17 protein-coding genes are annotated in these 17,405 nt (G+C 72.2%); 10 read left to right on the top strand and 7 right to left on the bottom strand.

Going from position 1 to position 17,405, the window contains the following annotated elements:
• Nucleotides 1–354: 354 nt before the first annotated feature.
• Nucleotides 355–1,200, top strand: a complete 846-nt coding sequence (locus tag ACGH2B_RS11170; protein ID WP_399087559.1) for a nitrilase-related carbon-nitrogen hydrolase — start codon at nucleotides 355–357, stop codon at nucleotides 1,198–1,200.
• Nucleotides 1,201–1,254: 54 nt separating this feature from the next.
• Here the strand turns inward: ACGH2B_RS11170 and tatA are convergent, their stop codons facing one another.
• Nucleotides 1,255–1,491 (bottom strand): Sec-independent protein translocase subunit TatA, encoded by a 237-nt coding sequence (tatA, locus tag ACGH2B_RS11165; RefSeq protein ID WP_399087557.1) that lies wholly within the window; start codon nucleotides 1,489–1,491, stop codon nucleotides 1,255–1,257.
• 112 nt (nucleotides 1,492–1,603) lie between these two features.
• Nucleotides 1,604–1,747, bottom strand: a complete 144-nt coding sequence (locus ACGH2B_RS11160) for a hypothetical protein (RefSeq protein ID WP_399087555.1) — start codon at nucleotides 1,745–1,747, stop codon at nucleotides 1,604–1,606.
• Nucleotides 1,748–2,036: 289 nt separating this feature from the next.
• Here ACGH2B_RS11160 and ACGH2B_RS11155 point away from each other — a divergent pair, with 289 nt between their 5' ends.
• Nucleotides 2,037–2,276 carry a DUF397 domain-containing protein gene (locus ACGH2B_RS11155; RefSeq protein ID WP_399087553.1) on the top strand — a complete coding sequence of 80 codons (240 nt, stop codon included), beginning with the start codon at nucleotides 2,037–2,039 and terminating at the stop codon, nucleotides 2,274–2,276.
• Nucleotides 2,277–2,611: 335 nt separating this feature from the next.
• On the opposite strand, the gene ACGH2B_RS11150 is transcribed toward ACGH2B_RS11155, so the two are convergent.
• Nucleotides 2,612–3,094 (bottom strand): ATP-binding protein, encoded by a 483-nt coding sequence (locus tag ACGH2B_RS11150; RefSeq protein WP_399087551.1) that lies wholly within the window; start codon nucleotides 3,092–3,094, stop codon nucleotides 2,612–2,614.
• A 313-nt stretch (nucleotides 3,095–3,407) separates the two neighbouring features.
• Between ACGH2B_RS11150 and ACGH2B_RS11145 the strand changes: the two genes are divergently transcribed.
• Both ACGH2B_RS11145 and ACGH2B_RS11140 read left to right on the top strand, forming a co-directional pair.
• Entirely contained in the window at nucleotides 3,408–4,271 is an 864-nt protein-coding gene (locus ACGH2B_RS11145; protein ID WP_399087549.1) for a helix-turn-helix domain-containing protein, read from the top strand.
• 84 nt (nucleotides 4,272–4,355) lie between these two features.
• Nucleotides 4,356–5,813: an aldehyde dehydrogenase family protein gene (locus ACGH2B_RS11140; RefSeq protein WP_399087547.1), complete on the top strand. Its 1,458-nt coding sequence runs from the start codon at nucleotides 4,356–4,358 to the stop codon at nucleotides 5,811–5,813.
• A 65-nt stretch (nucleotides 5,814–5,878) separates the two neighbouring features.
• Here ACGH2B_RS11140 and ACGH2B_RS11135 read toward each other — a convergent pair whose 3' ends face one another.
• From ACGH2B_RS11135 to ACGH2B_RS11125, 3 genes are all read right to left on the bottom strand, one after another.
• On the bottom strand, nucleotides 5,879–7,273 hold the full coding sequence (locus tag ACGH2B_RS11135; RefSeq protein ID WP_399087545.1) for a glutamate decarboxylase: 1,395 nt from the start codon (nucleotides 7,271–7,273) through the stop codon (nucleotides 5,879–5,881).
• A gap of 206 nt (nucleotides 7,274–7,479) precedes the next feature.
• A complete protein-coding gene (gene leuE / locus ACGH2B_RS11130; protein WP_399087543.1) occupies nucleotides 7,480–8,187 on the bottom strand; it encodes a leucine efflux protein LeuE in 708 nt (235 codons plus the stop codon).
• Between the two features lie 192 nt (nucleotides 8,188–8,379).
• Nucleotides 8,380–8,748, bottom strand: coding sequence for a YbjQ family protein (locus ACGH2B_RS11125; protein ID WP_399087542.1), 369 nt, complete (start codon nucleotides 8,746–8,748; stop codon nucleotides 8,380–8,382).
• Between the two features lie 338 nt (nucleotides 8,749–9,086).
• Here ACGH2B_RS11125 and ACGH2B_RS11120 point away from each other — a divergent pair, with 338 nt between their 5' ends.
• On the top strand, nucleotides 9,087–9,791 hold the full coding sequence (locus ACGH2B_RS11120; protein ID WP_399087541.1) for a DedA family protein: 705 nt from the start codon (nucleotides 9,087–9,089) through the stop codon (nucleotides 9,789–9,791).
• A gap of 309 nt (nucleotides 9,792–10,100) precedes the next feature.
• Nucleotides 10,101–11,855 (top strand): threonine/serine exporter ThrE family protein, encoded by a 1,755-nt coding sequence (locus ACGH2B_RS11115; protein WP_399087540.1) that lies wholly within the window; start codon nucleotides 10,101–10,103, stop codon nucleotides 11,853–11,855.
• A gap of 130 nt (nucleotides 11,856–11,985) precedes the next feature.
• Here the strand turns inward: ACGH2B_RS11115 and ACGH2B_RS11110 are convergent, their stop codons facing one another.
• Nucleotides 11,986–12,480, bottom strand: coding sequence for an inorganic diphosphatase (locus tag ACGH2B_RS11110; RefSeq protein ID WP_003968257.1), 495 nt, complete (start codon nucleotides 12,478–12,480; stop codon nucleotides 11,986–11,988).
• Between the two features lie 86 nt (nucleotides 12,481–12,566).
• On the opposite strand from ACGH2B_RS11110, the gene dacB reads away from it, so the two are divergent.
• The 4 genes from dacB to hpt all read left to right on the top strand — a co-directional run bounded on the left by dacB (nucleotide 12,567) and on the right by hpt (nucleotide 17,296).
• Nucleotides 12,567–14,252, top strand: a complete 1,686-nt coding sequence (dacB, locus tag ACGH2B_RS11105) for a D-alanyl-D-alanine carboxypeptidase/D-alanyl-D-alanine-endopeptidase (protein WP_399087538.1) — start codon at nucleotides 12,567–12,569, stop codon at nucleotides 14,250–14,252.
• A gap of 65 nt (nucleotides 14,253–14,317) precedes the next feature.
• Nucleotides 14,318–15,469 carry a zinc-dependent metalloprotease gene (locus tag ACGH2B_RS11100; protein WP_399087536.1) on the top strand — a complete coding sequence of 384 codons (1,152 nt, stop codon included), beginning with the start codon at nucleotides 14,318–14,320 and terminating at the stop codon, nucleotides 15,467–15,469.
• A gap of 192 nt (nucleotides 15,470–15,661) precedes the next feature.
• The gene (tilS, locus tag ACGH2B_RS11095) at nucleotides 15,662–16,669 is read left to right on the top strand and encodes a tRNA lysidine(34) synthetase TilS (RefSeq protein ID WP_399087534.1); all 1,008 of its coding nucleotides are present in this window, start codon (nucleotides 15,662–15,664) and stop codon (nucleotides 16,667–16,669) included.
• Between the two features lie 87 nt (nucleotides 16,670–16,756).
• Nucleotides 16,757–17,296: a hypoxanthine phosphoribosyltransferase gene (gene hpt, locus ACGH2B_RS11090; RefSeq protein WP_143941039.1), complete on the top strand. Its 540-nt coding sequence runs from the start codon at nucleotides 16,757–16,759 to the stop codon at nucleotides 17,294–17,296.
• Nucleotides 17,297–17,405 lie beyond the last annotated feature (109 nt).

The raw sequence follows: 17,405 nt of genomic DNA, 5'->3' as shown, positions 1-17,405 counted from the left end.
CCGCTCGGCCTGGGCCGCCCGGTCGAGACGGCCGTCGGCATCGCCGGACGAATCGACCGCAGCGCCGTCGTCCCTTACGTGCCCGGTGGCGCTGCGGCTGGAAGCCACCGGGCGCGGATGACGGCTGTGCGGATCAACGCGTCAGGGGCCCGTGCCGGTACGGGAAGGATCGTTCTTTCCCTCATTGGTGGGACCGGCGTCACCGGGGGTTTGAAGCGGCTCGAACGCCGCGGTCGGGGGCGCCGGCGCCCGCCGTGTGCGCCGGGGCGGGGACGCGCTCCGGCGCCGGTCGGGGCATCCTCTGCGAAAATAGCTGAAGAAAAGCCGCAAAAGCGACGAAAGGGGGAGTGTGGCATGCGTATCGCGCTGGCGCAGACGGACTGCCTTCTCGGGGACGTCGAGGCGAACCTCACCGTCGCGACGGAGCAGATCGAGCAGGCCGCGGCGCAGGGCTCGGATCTGATCGTCTTCCCCGAACTGAGCCTGCACGGCTACCACTTGGGCGAGCTGGAGCGGGACACCTCCGTGGAGGTGCGCGATCCGCGGGTGCTGGAGCTGAGCACGCGCGGCCCGGACGTGCTGATCGGACTCCACGAGCACACCAGCCTGCGGGCGTACAACACCTCGGCGTACTACGCGGCGGGGGAGCTGGTGCACGCGCACCGCAAGCTCTATCTGCCGAACTATCTGGCCTGGGAGGAGCGCAAACACGTCAGCCCCGGACAGTCGATGCGGGCGTACGACCTCGGGAAGGGGGCCGGTGGCGGGCGAGCGGCGACGCTGGTGTGCAACGACGCGTGGCAGCCGGTGCTGCCGTGGCTGGCGGTGCAGGACGGCGCGGAAGTGCTGTTCGTGCCGACGAACAGCGCGGCGAGCCTGGATCCGGAGGCGATGGACACCGGGCTCTACTGGGACACCCTGCTCTCGTACACGGCGCGGATGCTCCAGTGCTGGGTGGTCTTCGTCAACCGGGTCGGCAGCGAGCACGGCGCGACCTTCTGGGGCGGCTCGCGGGTGGTCGATCCCCGGGGAGCGGTGGTGGCGCAGGAGCCCAAGTGGGAGCCCGCGCTCGTCACCGTCGATGTCGATCCGTCCGAGGCGCGGCGGCAGCGCCGTGCCGTGCCGCTGATCGCGGAGGCGCGGCTGGGGCTGGTCGACCGTGAGGTGCGGCGGCTGATCGACGAGGGCGGCGACCACTGAGCGCCGGACCGGGGCCGGCGGTACGGCGAGGGGCGTGGCGCCGCCCGGGGCGGGTCAGTGCCCGGCGGGGGTCGCCTCCGTGCGGGGGGCGGTGGTGGCGGACGCGGTGGCGGGGTGTTCGGTGGCCGCGGGGGCGCGGTCGTCCTTGAGCGCCTTGGCCTCCGACTTGAGGATGCGCATCGAGCGGCCGAGGCCGCGGGCCATGTCGGGCAGCTTCTTCGAGCCGAAGAGCAGGACGGCGGCCACGATGATCAGGACCAGGTGCCAGGGTTCGATGGCGTTCCGGAGCACGGTGCGCTCGCTTTCGTCGGGGTGCCGGCGGACGTTCTGCCCAGTATGACCGGAACGGTCCCGGTGTCAGGTGGAGGGGGGCGTCCGGGGGAGGGGCGCCGTGAGGTGTTCATCAAGGGGTCGCGCGGTCGTCGTCGGGGCGCCGCTCCCCGCGCGGGGGGTACGCGGAGAGCGTGACGGCCCGGTGTGCCGCACGGCGGACGGCGTAGCGGGCGGCGGTGGCGGCCTCCGGAAGCTTATTGAAAATGGTAATCATGTAGCGATGTTAGCCCGGCGTCGGGTGGGGCCGGTGGGGGGTGCGGGGCGCGCCGGTCGGTGTGCCGCGAGGTGGGCGGGAACCCGTTGGGGCCGGCGTACGTCCCTGTGGCGACCGGTGAGGCGGGTGAGGTGTGCGGGGGTGGCGGGGCTCGGGTGGCCTTTCCGTGTTTGACGTGCGGTAACGGCGTCGGTACCGCCCGTCGTGCACGTGCATCTGTACATGCATCTGCATATGAACCTGGCTATGCTGCCCCGTAGTTGAACACCGGTCATGACGGGGGAGCACAGTGCCGCACGCATACAACGGGATGGCCGCGACCGACCTCCCCGGCGCCTCCTGGCAGAAGAGCCGTCACAGCAACTCGCAGGGTTCCTGTGTGGAGTTCGCGAAGCTTCCCGGCGGGGAGATAGCGGTACGGAACTCGCGTTTCCCCGAGGGGCCCGCGCTGATCTACACGCCCGCCGAGGTCGAGGCGATGCTGCTCGGCGTGAAGGACGGGGAGTTCGACCACCTGGTCCGCGACTGACCGCCGCCCCGCGGCCGAGGCGCGGGAGAGCGCCCGGAACGCGCCGCGGCCGGGCGCGGAACTGCCCCGACGAGGGGGCATTTTCGCAGGTCAGTGACGCTTTACGGGTGAGATGACGGCGAGGAGTGCCGCTCCGGGGCCGCCCGTGGAGACCCGTTTCCCGGAGGGCGGGGCCGTCGTCGGCGTGCCCCGGAGGTGCGGGTGCCGCCGACGTCCGCACCGCCCCCTCGCGTACGGCCGTCCGCCCGTCATGGCCGTACGTCCGCCCCCGTGTGCGGCCATGGGTCTGCCGGGGGCGCCGTGGTGGCGTCCCCGGGGCGTGGTGCCGGTCGGGGTTACGGGATGCGGAAGAGGGCCCAGACGATCTTGCCGTGCGGGGCGCCGGTGAGCGGCTGCCAGCCCCAGCTGTCGCTGAAGGACTCGACGAGGTACAGCCCGCGGCCGCCCTCCGCGCCGAAGTCCGCCTCGCCGGCGACCGGTGAATCGTCGCTGGGGTCGCGGACCGCGCACACCAGCCGTGAGGACCAGTGCATCAGGTGCAGCCGGGCCGGCGGGACGTCGTCGGTCAGCTCCGGAGCGGCGAGGACCGCATGGCGCAGGGCGTTGGTGACCAGCTCGGAGACGACCAGTCCGACACCGTCGAAGAGGTCCTCAAGACCCCAGTCACGGAGTGTGTCGCGGGTGAACTTCCGCGCGCTGCCCACCGATTCGTAGTGCGGCGGCAAGGAGCAGGAGGCGGAGCCGGAGACGGTCCAGGGGTCGACGGGAAAGACGCTCTGCTCTAACGGATCGAGCCTGGTCAAAACCTTGGTCCCCATGCGAGGCACTCCTGGCGTTCGCGGACGTCATGACCCGGCCGGTCAGCGGGGTCTGGCGGATCTTTCACGAGCGTGCATGCGTGCGACGCCCATGGTTCCGAATGCGTACGTCAGATGCAAGGGCAGATGCACGTGCAGGTGCCGTGATTGCGGGGGTGCCTGACGGTTCGCGGGCAATTCTTCTCGGGGGCATCTTGTGGAGGGCGTGGGCGGACCTCACATATCAGTAACCGGCCGAGCACTCAACGAGGCGGGAACGTGGCAGACTGCCGGGCACTGTCGGGCGGGTCGGGGCCATGGGAGGGGCGGAACGGTGTCGGCAAGTGAGTCGAACGGGTCGGTGGTGCGGAGGATCCTGCTGGGATCGCAACTGCGCCGCCTGCGGGAGTCGCGCGGCATCACCCGTGAGGCGGCGGGCTACTCGATCCGCGCATCCGAGTCCAAGATCAGCCGTATGGAGCTGGGCCGGGTCAGCTTCAAATCCCGTGATGTGGAAGACCTGTTGGCGCTGTACGGGGTGAACGACGAGCAGGAGCGCGCGGCGCTGCAGTCCCTGGCGCGCGAGGCCAACGTCGCGGGCTGGTGGCACAGTTACTCCGATGTGCTCCCCGGCTGGTTCCAGACATATATCGGGCTGGAGGGCGCCACTTCCCTGCTGCGCACCTATGAAGTGCAGTTCATCCACGGCCTGTTGCAGACGGAGGAGTACGCCGACGCGGTGGTGCGGCGCGGGATGCCGGACGCCCCTCCGGAGGAGGTCGAACGCCGTGTCGCGCTCCGCCTGGAACGGCAGAAACTCTTGGTCGCCGAGCGCCCGACGGAGTTCCACTGCGTACTCGACGAGGCCGCGCTGCGCCGCCCGTACGGCGGGAGACAGGTGATGCGCGAGCAGTTGAGACATCTCATAGAGGTGTCGGAGCGGCCGAATGTGCGCCTTCAGGTGCTGCCTTTCCAGATGGGCGGGCATTCCGGGGAGAGCGGGGCGTTCACGATGCTGGGATTTCAGGAGGACGGGCTGCCGGACATCGTTTATCTGGAACAGCTCACCAGCGCGCTCTATGTGGACAAGGCCGAGGAAGTCGCCCAGTACGCACGGGTGATGGAGCGGTTGCAGACCGAGGGGCCGGGCCCGGCGGAGAGCAGAGACCTTTTGCGTGGTCTACTCCAATTGATGTGACGCGTGGGTAGGATGACTGTTCATCAGGAGGAAATACCCCACAACTGGGTTTCCAGCGTGCCCAGTTCTCCAGATCGGGATGGCATGTCCTACTTCGACGACTTGGCGTACCAGTTCATCGACGGCGAGTGGCGCTCCGGCAGCGGCTCGTGGGACATCGTCGATTTCAATCCCTACAGCGGGGAGAAACTGGCCTCCATCACGGTCGCCACGGCGGCGGAGGTCGACGCGGCGTACCGCGCGGCGGAGCGCGCGCAGCGGGGATGGGCCGAGACCAATCCGTACACCCGGCGGCTGGTCTTCGAGCGGGCGCTGCGGATCATCGACGAGCGGGAGGCGGAGCTGGCCGCGGCCATCGCGGCGGAGGTCGGCGGCACCCGCGCCAAGGTCGGCTTCGAACTGCACCTGGTCCGCGAGTTCCTGCGCGAGGCGGTACAGCTTGCGCTGCGGGCCGAGGGCCGGATCCTGCCCTCGCCGGTCGACGGCAAGGAGAACCGCCTCTACCGGATGCCGGTCGGCGTCGTCGGGGTGATCAGTCCGTTCAACTTCCCGCTGCTGCTCTCGGTCAAGTCGGTGGCCCCGGCGCTGGCGCTGGGCAACGCGGTGGTCCTCAAGCCGCATCAGAACACCCCGATATGCGGTGGCGGGCTGGTCGCCCGGATCTTCGAGGAGGCCGGGCTGCCGGCCGGGGTGCTGAACGTCGTGGTCACCGATATCGCGGAGATCGGTGACGCGCTGCTGGAGCACCCGGTCCCCAAGGTCATCTCGTTCACCGGCTCCGAGAAGGTCGGGCGGCACGTCGCGACGGTCGCCGCCGCGCAGTTCAAGCAGACCGTGCTGGAGCTGGGTGGCAACAGCGCGCTGGTCGTCCTCGACGACGCGGATGTCGACTACGCCGTCGACGCGGCGGTCTTCAGCCGCTTCATCCACCAGGGACAGGTCTGTATGGCGGCCAACCGTGTACTGGTCGACCGTTCGCTGGAGCGGGAGTTCACCGAGAAGTTCGTGGCGAAGGTCGCCTCCCTCAAGGTCGGTGACCCGGCCGATCCGGCCACCCACATCGGGCCGTTGATCAACGCGGGCCAGGCCGAGGCGATCACCGCGCTGGTCGACCGGGCGGTCGGCGAGGGCGCCACCGCGCTGCTGCACGGCAAGAGCGAGGGCACCCTCGTCGGGCCCAGCGTTCTCGGCGGGGTGGCGGAGGACTCGTGGCTGCTCCGTCAGGAGATCTTCGGTCCGGTGGTGGTGCTGGTGCCGTTCGACGGGGACGACGAGGCGGTGCGGCTCACCAACGCGACGCCGTACGGACTGAGCGGCGCGGTGCACACCGGCGACATCGAGCGGGGCGTGCGGTTCGCCAAGCGCATCGAGACCGGCATGATCCACATCAACGACGGCACCGTGCACGACGAGCCGATCGTGCCGTTCGGCGGTGAGAAGCGCTCCGGTCTGGGACGCCTCAACGGCGACGCGATGGTGGAGGCGTTCACCACCACCAAGTGGATCTCCATCCAGCACGGGCGGTCCCGCTTCCCGTTCTGACGGCGGTACGCGGCCGGGCATCCGGCGTACCGCCCGGCTCCGGGCCGCCGGCCCGGGCTCCGCGGTCAGTGGTGGAACGCGGTGGCTTTGCGGGCGGGACGGCGCAAAGGGCAGGGCTGGGCGCGGAGTTCCGGCAGGAGCTGTTCCAGGTCGGCGAGGAAGAGGTCGGCGAGGTCCTGGGAGAAGCCGTTGCGGCAGACGATCCGGAGGACGGCGAGGTCCTCGCGGTTCGGCGGGAAGGTGTACGCGGGGACCAGCCAGCCGCGCTCCTTCAGCCGCCGGGAGACGTCGAACACGTCGAAGGCGGTGGTCCCGGGGGCGGTGGTGAGGGCGAAGACCGGGATCTGGTCGCCGCGGGTGAGCAGGGTGAAGTCGCCGAGCGCGCCGATCCGGGACGCCAGTGACGTCGCCACGTCCCGGGTGGCCTGCTGGACGGCGCGGTAGCCCTCCCGGCCCAGCCGCAGGAACGTGTAGTACTGCGCGACGACCTGGGCGCCGGGCCGGGAGAAGTTCAGCGCGAAGGTCGGCAGGTCGCCGCCGAGGTAGTTGACGCGGAAGATCAGCTCTTCCGGGAGCGCCGCCGCATCGCGCCACAGGGCCCAGCCGACACCGGGGTAGACCAGGCCGTACTTATGGCCCGAGGTGTTGATCGAGGCGACCCGGGGGAGCCGGAAGTCCCAGATCAGGTCGGGGTCGAGGAAGGGCGCGACCATCCCGCCGGAGGCGCCGTCGACGTGGACGGGGATGTCGAGGCCGGTGCGTTCCTGGAGGGCGTCGAGCGCCGCGCAGAGGTCGGCGACCGGTTCGTAGGAGCCGTCGAAGGTGGAGCCGAGGACGGCGACGACGCCGATGGTGTTCTCGTCGCAGAGGCCGGCGGCGGCCTGCGGGTCGAGGTGGAAGCGGTCGCCCTCCAGGGGGACCTGGCGTGCCTCGACCTCCCAGTAGGTGCAGAACTTCTCCCAGCAGACCTGGACGTTGGCGCCCATGACGAGGTTGGGGCGGGCGCCCTCGCGGTCCTTCGCCAGCGACCAGCGCCGTTTGAAGGCCATACCGGCGAGCATGCACGCCTCGCTGGAGCCGGTGGTCGAGCAGCCGACGGCGGCGGACGGATCGGGCGCGTGCCACAGGTCGGCGAGCATCGCCACGCAGCGTCGCTCCAGTTCGGCGGTGCGCGGGTACTCGTCCTTGTCGATCATGTTCTTGTCCCGGCACTCGGCCATCAGCGTGGTGGCCTGCGGTTCCATCCACGTGGTGACGAAGGTGGCGAGGTTGAGCCGGGCGTTGCCGTCGAGCATCAGCTCGTCGTGCACGTACTGGTAGGCGGTGTGCGGGGCGAGCGGGCCGTCCGGGAGCGTGTGCCGGGGCGGCGATTCGTCCATGCCGCCGATCGGGTCGGCCTCGCCGTAGAACGGGTTGACCGGGTGACCGGGCCGCGCGGACGCGCCTTTGTGCAGGGTCATGGCCGCACCTCCTCGGCCGACCCTAGGGCGGCGGACGGGGAGCGGCGCGCGGGGAGGGGCCGGGGGTGTGGCCGCCGGTGGCGGGACGCGGGCCCGGGGTGGGCCGGGCCGGGTTCGGGGCGGACCGGCCGGGTCCGGGGCCGGTGCCGGCCGGTCCGTGGCGCGCCCGGACGCCGGGCCCCGGGCGCGTTCCGCGGGGGCCGGGATCAGCCCGTTCCGGCCAGGGAGAGTTTGGCGGCGAAGCCGAGGAAGGCGGCGCCGGCGCCCGCCGACAGACCCGCGGTCAGCTTCCGGCGGCGCCGGAACGTCGCGGCCAGATACGTCCCGCTGAAGATCAGGACCGACAGGTAGGTCAGGCTGAAGAGCTGCGCCCAGGCGCCCAGGGCCAGGAACGACACCACCGGGTGCGGGTAGGACGGGTCGACGAACTGCACGAAGAAGGAGATGAAGAACAAGATCGCCTTCGGGTTGAGCAGGCTCACCACCAGGGCCCGGCGGTACGGACGCTCCGCCGGCTCCTTCGCCGCCGCGGTCGCCGCCCCGGACAGCGCCGTCGCGGCGGCCGGCTCCTGGACCCCGGCGGGCGCCTCGCCGGACGTGCGCGCCGTCCGGCCCCGCCACAGCTTCACCGCGCCGCGCAGCATGCCGACGGCCAGCCAGGTCAGATAGCCCGCGCCCGCGAACTTGACGATCGCGAACAGCACCGCACTGGCCTTGAGGAGCGACGCCACGCCGCCCGCCGACAGGGCCATCAGCACCGTGTCCCCGCAGACCACCCCGGCCGCCGCGCGGTACGCGGTACGGGGCCCGAGCCGGGCCGCGACCGAGACGACGTAGAGCGAGTTCGGCCCCGGCAGCAGGATGATCAGCGCGAGGCCCGCCAGATAGGTGGAGAGATCAGTTATCCCGAACATGGCCGCAGGCTCTCACCCGGAACCCGGCGTTCCCTACGCCTTTTCACCATGCGGACGCCCCGGACGCGGGGTGGCGTCCGGGGCGGGCGGCCCGGCCCGGGGCGTCCGGGCGCGGGGCGCGCGGCAGGGGCGTGGGTCCCTCCCCGCGCGTCCGGGGCGAGCGCTTCGGTCCCGCCCCGGGAACGCCTCCCGTCAGCTCTTCGGCGCGAGGACCACGGCGGTGCCGTAGGCGCAGACCTCGGTGCCGACGTCGGCGGCCTCGGTGACGTCGAAGCGGAACATCAGGACCGCGTTGGCGCCGCGGGAGCGGGCCTGCTCGATCAGCCGCTCCATGGCCTGGTTACGGGTCTCGACCAGGGTCTTGGTCAGGCCCTTCAGCTCGCCGCCGATCATCGACTTCAGCCCGGCACCGATCTGGCTGCCCAGATGGCGCGAGCGGACCGTCAGCCCGAAGACCTCACCGATGACCTGCTGGACGGTGTAGCCGGGGACGTCGTTCGTCGTCACCACCAGGACGTCGGACTGGGCCTGCTGTCCGCCGCCGTACTCCTCGATGCCCATACGTCACGCACTTCCTTCGCTCTGCGGTGCTGTGACGCAAGCATCGCCCGGTTCCCGTGGCCGGGCATCCTCCGCCGGCACGAGCGCTGTCCGGGGAGTGCTCCGCCCCGGGGCGGATACGGCCTCGTACCGGGCGGGCGGGCCGGGGCGGGATTTCCGTGGTGGGGCGGGTGCGGGGCCGCCGCCGGAGCGCCCGCCGCCCCCGGGTCCGGCGGGCGGCGGGAACCGGACCCGTACGGACCGCGTTGATAGCTTGGGGCCGCACACCGCGCCCGATCCCCGCCGCTTCCCCCGTCGCACCGCAGATCCGGCGCCCTCGACACAGGAGCCCTCACCCCGTGAACACTCTCGCGCTCGGCCCCCAGTGGCTGGACCCGGATTTCCTGATCGGCACCTTCGGCCTGATCGGCGTCCTGGTCATCGTCTTCGCGGAGTCCGGCCTGCTGATCGGCTTCTTCCTGCCGGGCGACTCGCTGCTGTTCACCACCGGTCTGCTGGTGACCACCGGCAAGATGGACAAGCCGCTGTGGCTGGTGTGCGCGCTGGTGGTGCTGGCCGCCGTCCTCGGTGACCAGGCGGGCTATCTCTTCGGCCGCAAGGTCGGCCCGTCGCTCTTCAAGCGGCCCGACTCCAAGCTCTTCAAGCAGGAGAACATCGAGAAGGCCCACGAGTTCTTCGAGAAGTACGGGCCGAAGTCGCTGGTCCTGGCCCGCTTCGTGCCGATCGTGCGGACGTTCACACCGATCATCGCGGGCGTGAGCCGGATGAATTACCGCTCGTTCCTCACCTTCAACGTCATCGGCGGCACCCTGTGGGGCGCCGGGGTCACCCTGCTCGGTGCCGCGCTGGGCAACATCGAGTTCGTGCACAAGAACATCGAGGCCATGCTGATCCTGGTGGTGCTGATCTCCGTGGTGCCGATCGCGATCGAGTTCCTGCGGGCCCGCGGCAAGGCGAAGAAGGCCGAGGTGGCGGGGGCCGGGCAGGCCGTCGCCGGCGGTGCCCCGGGCGACGCCCGCCGCGGCCGTCACGCCAAGCGCTGAGCCCCCGCGCCGCCGCGCCGTACGCCCTCCGACCGCCCGTCCCCACGCCCGGGGGCGGGCGGTTCGCGGTGGCGCGCGCGGGCGTGCCCCTGGTGCGGGGTGCGCCTCCGCACCATCCCGGTGCACTCCCGTACTCTCCCCTCGGTCACGCACTTCGGGGCATGACCCCCGGCGCCGTCGGGAATGTGCAGTTCATCCTGTCCGACTCCCCTTTGTCGGAACCGGTCAACCCCCGCCCCGCGCGCCCGGAAGCGTCATCAGGCATCGTGTCCTTGACGGTCGCAGGAGGCGTACGAGGAGCGAAGAAACGTGGCGTCGGAACCACAGCGCGGCCAGCGCTCCACCAACGGCACACCGCACGCCCAGAACGGCTATCACCGCGGGCGCAACGGCAACAGCGGCAACGGCCCCGCCGAACCACCCGACGAGGACAGAAAGCCCACCTCGGACGAGGTGCGGAGCGCCTTCACCCCGCCGCTGGGTGTCCCCGCGCCCCCACTGCCCGAGGACGAGTCGAGCACCACCTCCGAATTCGCGCTGCCCGAGGGGCTGAAGCCGGAGGTCCCCGCCGAGCAGGAAGGTTCAGCCTTCGCCCCGCCCGGCGGCGCGCCCACCGGCGGCTTCCCCGCCTTCACCCCGCCGCACGGCATTCCGGTGCTCAGCCTCACCAAGGAGGCGCCGTGGCAGGACCGCATGCGGACCATGCTGCGGATGCCGATCCACGAGCGCCCCACCCCCGAGCGGACGGAGCGCCCCGACGACGAGACCGGGCCCGCGGTGCCCCGCGTCCTCGACCTCACCCTGCGTATCGGCGAGATCCTGCTCGCCGGCGGTGAGGGCGCCGAGGACGTCGAGGCGGCGATGTTCGGCGTCGCGCACGCCTACGGTCTTGAGCGCGTCGAGCCGACCGTCACCTTCACGCTGCTGTCCATCTCCTACCAGCCGTCGCTGGTCGACGACCCGGTCACCGCCAGCCGTACCGTGCGGCGCCGCGGCGTCGACTACACCCGGCTGTCGGCGGTCTTCCGGCTCGTCGACGACATCACCTCCGAGGGCATCACGCTGGAGGAGGCGTACCGCGGGCTCGCCGAGATCCGCCGTAACCGCCACCCGTTCCCCAGTTGGGCGCTGACGCTCGCGTCCGGGCTGCTCTCCGGCGGCGCCTCCATACTGGTCGGCGGTGGCCTGCTGGTCTTCGTCGCCGCCGCGGTCGGATCGATGCTCGGTGACCGGCTGGCGTGGCTGGCGTCCGCTCGCGGACTGCCGGAGTTCTACCAGTTCGTGGTGGCCGCGATGCCGCCCGCGGCGATCGGCGTCGGCTTCGGTCTGGCGCACGCCAACGTCCAGGCGTCCGCGGTCATCACCGGTGGCCTCTTCGCGCTGATCCCCGGACGGGCCCTGGTCGCGGCCGTCCAGGACGGTCTGACCGGCTACTACATCACCGCGGCCGCCCGCCTCCTGGAGGTCATCTACCTCATCGTCGGCATCGTCGTCGGCGTGCTCGGCATCCTCTACATCGGGCTCCAGCTCGACCCCGGGCTCAAGCGGCTCAACCCCGAACAGGCGCTGCACGTCTACAACGAACCGCTGGTGCAGACCGGCGCGTCCATGCTGCTGGCGCTGGCCTTCTGCGTCCTGCTCCAGCAGGAGCGGCACACGGTGGCCTTCGCGACCATCAACGGCGGTGTGGCCTGGGTCGTCTACGGCGCGCTCGCCAACGTCGCCGGGCTCAACGCGGTGCCGTCCACCGCCATCTCGGCCGGTCTCGTCGGTCTTTTCGGCCAGTTGCTGTCCCGCTACCGCTACGCCTCGGCGCTGCCGTACGTCACCGCGGCCATCGGCCCGCTGCTGCCCGGTAGCGCCACGTACTTCGGACTGCTCAACTTCGCGCAGGGCAACCTCCTCGACGGCATCGCCTCGCTGATCAAGGCGGCCTCGCTGGCGCTCGCCATCGCCGTCGGCGTGAACCTCGGCAGCGAGATCGCCCGGCTCTTCCTGCGCGCCCCCGGGCCCGAGATGCCCGGCGCCGGCCGCCGCGCCGCCAAGCGCACCCGCGGCTTCTGACCACCGGCCGACACCCGCACCACGCGCCGACGGGCGGCACCCCGAGTGGGTGCCGCCCGTTCGCGTAGGAAAAATCAGTGCGCCGTGCGCCGGGTCCGGGGGCCTGCGACGGCCCCCGGGGAGCCCGGTGTCAGTGGGCGCCGCCCTGCGCCTCCAGGCGCTTGTACGACGCCTCGATCTCGGCCTCGGCCTCGGCGCGGCCGACCCAGTCGGCGCCCTCGACGGACTTGCCCGGCTCCAGGTCCTTGTAGACCTCGAAGAAGTGCTGGATCTCCAGGCGGTCGAACTCCGAGACGTGGTGGATGTCCCGCAGGTGCTCGACGCGCGGGTCGGACGCCGGGACGCACAGCAGCTTGTCGTCGCCGCCGGCCTCGTCGGTCATCCGGAACATGCCGATGGCGCGGCACTTGATGAGGCAACCGGGGAAGGTCGGCTCGTCCAGGATGACCAGCGCGTCCAGCGGGTCGCCGTCCTCGCCGAGGGTGTTCTCGACGAAGCCGTAGTCCGCGGGGTAGCTGGTCGAGGTGAAGAGTCGACGGTCCAGACGGATCCGACCGGTCTCGTGGTCCACCTCGTACTTGTTCCGCGAACCCTTCGGGATCTCGATGGTGACGTCGAACTCCACGGGTGGCTCCTCCATGATCAACACATAGGTCTGGTGATTAAGTGTCCCCCACGCAGGTGGGTGCTGGCGAAAGGGGCTGGTCCAAGGTGCCGGAGACCGGATCGTGGCAGGTCGGATGGGAGACGGCGCGACGGTCGGCCCGGGCGTACGCCCGCACCGCGGCCCGTACGGCACAGCGGGCCGGCCACGAGGTCCGCCGGACCTGGCGCGCCGCACCGCCGCGTACACGGAGCACCTGGCGTCTGACGGCGGTGGCCACCGCCGCCGGCCTGGCGACCGCGACGGCCGCGGTGACGGTGGCCGGGCCCTGGGACTCGGGTCAGCGTACGGCCGAGCGGGCGCGCGCGGGGGCCGCCGCCGGTACGGGTGGCGCACATCACGGCGGGACGCCCGGCCGGGGCGGCGCCTCGGGGAGCACGGGCGGCGGGCCCGCGCTCCCGCAGGTCCTCCCGGCGCTCGGCATTCCGGCGGGCGCCGCCACCGGACGCGCCGCCGCCCCGCAGCCCACCGGCGCCGGGCTCGCCGACGCCTTGACGCCGCTGCTCGACGACGAGGCGCTGGGGTCGCTGCGGACCGCGTCGGTCATCGACGTCGCCACCGGACGCCAGGTGTTCGGCGCCGAGCCCACGGCGGCGGCGGTGCCCGCCTCCACCGTCAAACTCGCCACCGCCGTCGCCGCCCTCACCACCCTGGGCGACGGCCACCGCATCGAGACGACGGTGGTCACCGCCCCGGACGCGGCGGACGACGGCAAGGGCGGCGAGCGCCCCAAGGGCTCCAAGGACGCCAAGGGGTCCGAAAACGCCAAGGGCGGCAAGCCCGCGGCCGAGCGGATCGTGCTGGTCGGCGGCGGGGACCCGACGCTCACCGCCCGCGCGGGCGACGGCGGTCCCGACGCGCCCGCCAGCCTGCGCGCCCTCGCCGACGACACCGCCCGCGCCCTCGCGAAGCGCGGCCGCAAGAAGGTTTCTCTCGGCTACGACACCTCGCTCTACGCCGGCCCCGCCGACCACCCCATCGGCCCCAACGAGAACCTCGCCCGCGTCACGCCCCTGATGGCCGACGAGGGCCGCCTCGACGACAGCACCAGCGGCCCGGCGCCCCGCGCCGCCGACCCCGCCGCCGACGCCGCCCGCGCCTTCGCCGCCCGCCTGGAGAAGCGCGGCATCGACGTCGACGGCGCACCGTCCGCCGCCCGCGCGCCCAAGGGCGCCGTACGCCTGGCCACCGTCCGCTCCCAGCCGCTCGGCGCCCTCGTCGAACGGATGCTGACCCACAGCGACAACGACATCGCCGAGGCGCTGGCCCGGCAGACCGCTCTCGGCGCCCACCGCCCCGCCAGCTTCTCCGGCGCCGGCACCGCCGTCCGCCAGGCCCTCGCCGCCCAGCACCTGCCGCTCACCGGCGCCCGCTTCGACGACGGCAGCGGACTCGACCGCGACGACAAGGTCAGCGCCGAACTCCTCGCCCGCCTCCTGCTGCACGCCTCCGCGCCCGACCGCCCGGAGCTGCGCCCGATCGTCACCGGACTGCCCGTCGCCGGCTTCACCGGCACCCTCGGCAGCCGCTACGCCGACACCCCCGGCGCCGGGGCGGTACGCGCCAAGACCGGCACCCTCACCGGCGTGAACACCCTCGCCGGCACCGTCGTCGACGCCGACGGGCGACTGCTGGTCTTCGCGTTCATGACCAACGGCACCGGCGACGCCCAGGGCGCCCAGAAGGCCCTCGACACCCTCGCCTCGGCGGTCGCCAACTGCGGCTGCCGCTGAGCCGCCGTCCCCGGGGACGACCGGTCGGCTACCCCCGGGCCGGGTGCCCACGTACCGTGAAACGCATGACGAGCATCGGTGGTGTCGAGATGGTCGACTGGAACCTCGCGGCGGCGACGGCGACGCGCTTCGTGCGGCCCGGTCCCGAGGTCAGCCGCGACGAGGCCCGGGCGATCGTGGCCGAGCTGCGCACGCACGCCCGGTCGTCCGAGGAACACGTCCGCGCCTTCACCCGCATGGCGCTGCCGGGCGAGGACCCGGACGCCGCCGCGCCGCACGACACGCCCGTCCTCGTCGTCGACCGCCCCGGCTGGATCCGGGCGAACGTCGCCGGGTTCCGCGCGGTGCTCCGCCCCCTGCTGGACAAGATGGCCGAGCGCCGCCCCGGCGGCCCCGGCGGCGCGGTCCTCGGCGCCGTCGGCGGCAAGGTCACCGGCGTGGAGCTGGGCATGCTCCTGTCGTTCCTCGCCTCCCGCGTCCTGGGCCAGTACGAGACGTTCGCCCCGCCCTCCCGGGAGCTGCCCGCCGGCGCCCGCGGCGGCCGGCTGCTGCTCGTCGCGCCCAACATCGTCCACGTCGAACGGGAGCTGGCGGTCGACCCGCACGACTTCCGCCTCTGGGTCTGCCTGCACGAGGAGACCCACCGCACCCAGTTCACCGCCGTGCCCTGGCTCCGCGACCACATCGAGGGCGAGGTCCAGGCGTTCCTCGCCGAGACCGACATCGACCCGGGCACCCTCGTCGAACGCCTCCGCGAGGCCGCACAGGCGCTCACCGGCGCCCGGCCCGAGGGCGAGTCCGGCGAGGACGACGCCCGCTCCCTCGTCGACCTCGTCCAGACCCCGGCCCAGCGCGAGATCCTGGGCCGCCTCACCGCCGTGATGTCCCTCCTGGAGGGCCACGCCGACTACGTCATGGACGGCGTCGGGCCCGAGGTGGTGCCCTCGGTCGCCGAGATCCGGGAGAAGTTCCAGCAGCGCCGGGCCAGCGGCGCCGGCCGCCTCGACCTCGCGCTGCGCAAACTCCTCGGCCTCGACGCCAAGCTGCGCCAGTACCGCGACGGCGAGCGCTTCGTCCGCGCGGTCGTCGACGACCTCGGCATGGACGGCTTCAACCGCGTCTGGACCTCGCCCAACACCCTCCCCACCAAGAAGGAGATCGCCGCGCCCGCGGACTGGATCGCGCGGGTGAAGGGTGCGGGGGACGGGGCACCGTAGGGCAACCGCGCGCCGCGCGCACGCCGGTCGGCAGATGTGCGCCCCCGTAATCACCCTTCTGAGGGACCGTTAGCAGGGGATAGGCGTGCAATGCTCGGGGAACTGCTCGCCTCTGTCACCATCTAGGCACTCTGTGTGACGAATGTGTCGTCCACGGACCAAGGCTCCCCTGCTGAACGATTGGAAACGGACATGGGTCCCCATCCAGCGGTCGCCGCGATACGCCTGGCGGTCCGCCGCGTACTCCACGACGTGCTCACCCGGCACTGCGCCCAGGCGCAGGCCGGACCGCCGCTCGTCCTCGTCGCCTGCTCCGGCGGCGCCGACTCCATGGCGCTCGCCTCCGCCCTCGCCTTCGAAGCCCCCAAGCTCGGTGTCCGCGCGGGCGGCGTCACCGTCGACCACGGCCTCCAGGCCGGCTCCGACCTCCGCGCCGCCGAGGTCGTGCTGCGGCTGCGCGCCCTCCGCCTCGACCCGGCCGAAGCGGTCACCGTGCGCGTCGGCAAGGAGGGTGGCCCCGAGGCCGCCGCCCGCGACGCCCGCTACGCCGCCCTCGACGCCGCCGCCGAACGCCACGGCGCCGCCGCCGTCCTCCTCGGCCACACCCGCGACGACCAGGCCGAGACGGTCCTCCTCGGCCTCGCCCGCGGCTCCGGCACCCGCTCCCTCTCCGGCATGGCCGCCACCACCGGCCACCGGGGCCGCTACCGCCGCCCGTTCCTCGGCGTCGACCGCCAGACCGCCCGCACCGCCTGCCTCATCCAGTCCCTCCCGGTCTGGGACGACCCGCACAACACCGACCCCGCCTACACCCGCTCCCGGCTGCGCCACGAAGGGCTGCCCGCCCTGGAGAAGGCGCTCGGCAAGGGCGTCGTCGAAGCCCTCGCCCGGACGGCCCAGCTCTCCCGGGACGACGCCGACGCCCTCGACTCCTGGGCCGCCGACGCCGAACGCACCGTCCGCGGCGCGGAGGGCACGCTCGACATCGCCGGGCTGTACGCGCTGCCGCCCGCGGTGCGCCGCCGGGTGCTGCGCCGGGCCGTGATCGACGCGGGCGCACCGGCCGGTTCGCTCTTCGCCCGGCACATCGAGGAAGTGGACCGGCTGATCACGGCATGGCGTGGTCAGGGCGCCCTCAATCTCCCCGGGCGCGTCGGTGTCCGACGGCAGGGTGGCAGACTTGTCATTCGGCAGGGCTGAGCCGCAGGACCGCTGCCCCGCCTGATCAGTCCGGCGACGGACACGACACCGAACCGAGCGAGAGTGGCACGGGTGGACGACAAGGACATGGGCTCCGACCTTGAGTCGGTACTCATCAGCAAAGAAGAGATCGACGCGAAGCTGGCCGAGCTGGCCGCGAAGATCGACGCGGAGTACGCGGGCAAGGACCTGCTCATCGTCGGCGTCCTCAAGGGTGCCGTGATGGTGATGGCGGACCTGGCGCGGGCGCTGTCCACCCCCGTCACGATGGACTGGATGGCCGTGTCCTCGTACGGCGCGGGCACCCAGTCCTCCGGCGTGGTGCGCATCCTCAAGGACCTCGACACCGACATCAAGGGCCGGGACGTCCTGATCGTCGAGGACATCATCGACTCCGGCCTCACGCTGTCGTGGCTGCTGTCCAACCTCGGTTCGCGCGAGCCCGCCTCGCTGGAGGTCTGCACGCTGCTGCGTAAGCCCGACGCCGCCAAGGTCGATATCGACGTCAAGTGGATCGGCTTCGACATTCCCAACGAATTCGTCGTCGGCTACGGCCTCGACTTCGCCGAGAAATACCGCAATCTCCCGTTCGTCGGCACCCTCGCACCGCACGTGTACGGCGGCTGAGAACGGCATCCGCTCGCCGTCCGTACGGTCGGCGAGGGCCCGGAAAGGCCACGGCGTGGCGGCCGCGCGGCGGTGGGAACCCGCCGGGGCCGCCCGCCGTTGAAGCAGA

The organism is Streptomyces sp. BBFR2 (genome assembly GCF_044497305.1).
In the GTDB taxonomy this organism is placed as follows: domain Bacteria; phylum Actinomycetota; class Actinomycetes; order Streptomycetales; family Streptomycetaceae; genus Streptomyces.
The sequence above is the reverse complement of the archived record's forward strand: the minus strand, read 5'-3'. Positions and strand labels throughout refer to the sequence as shown.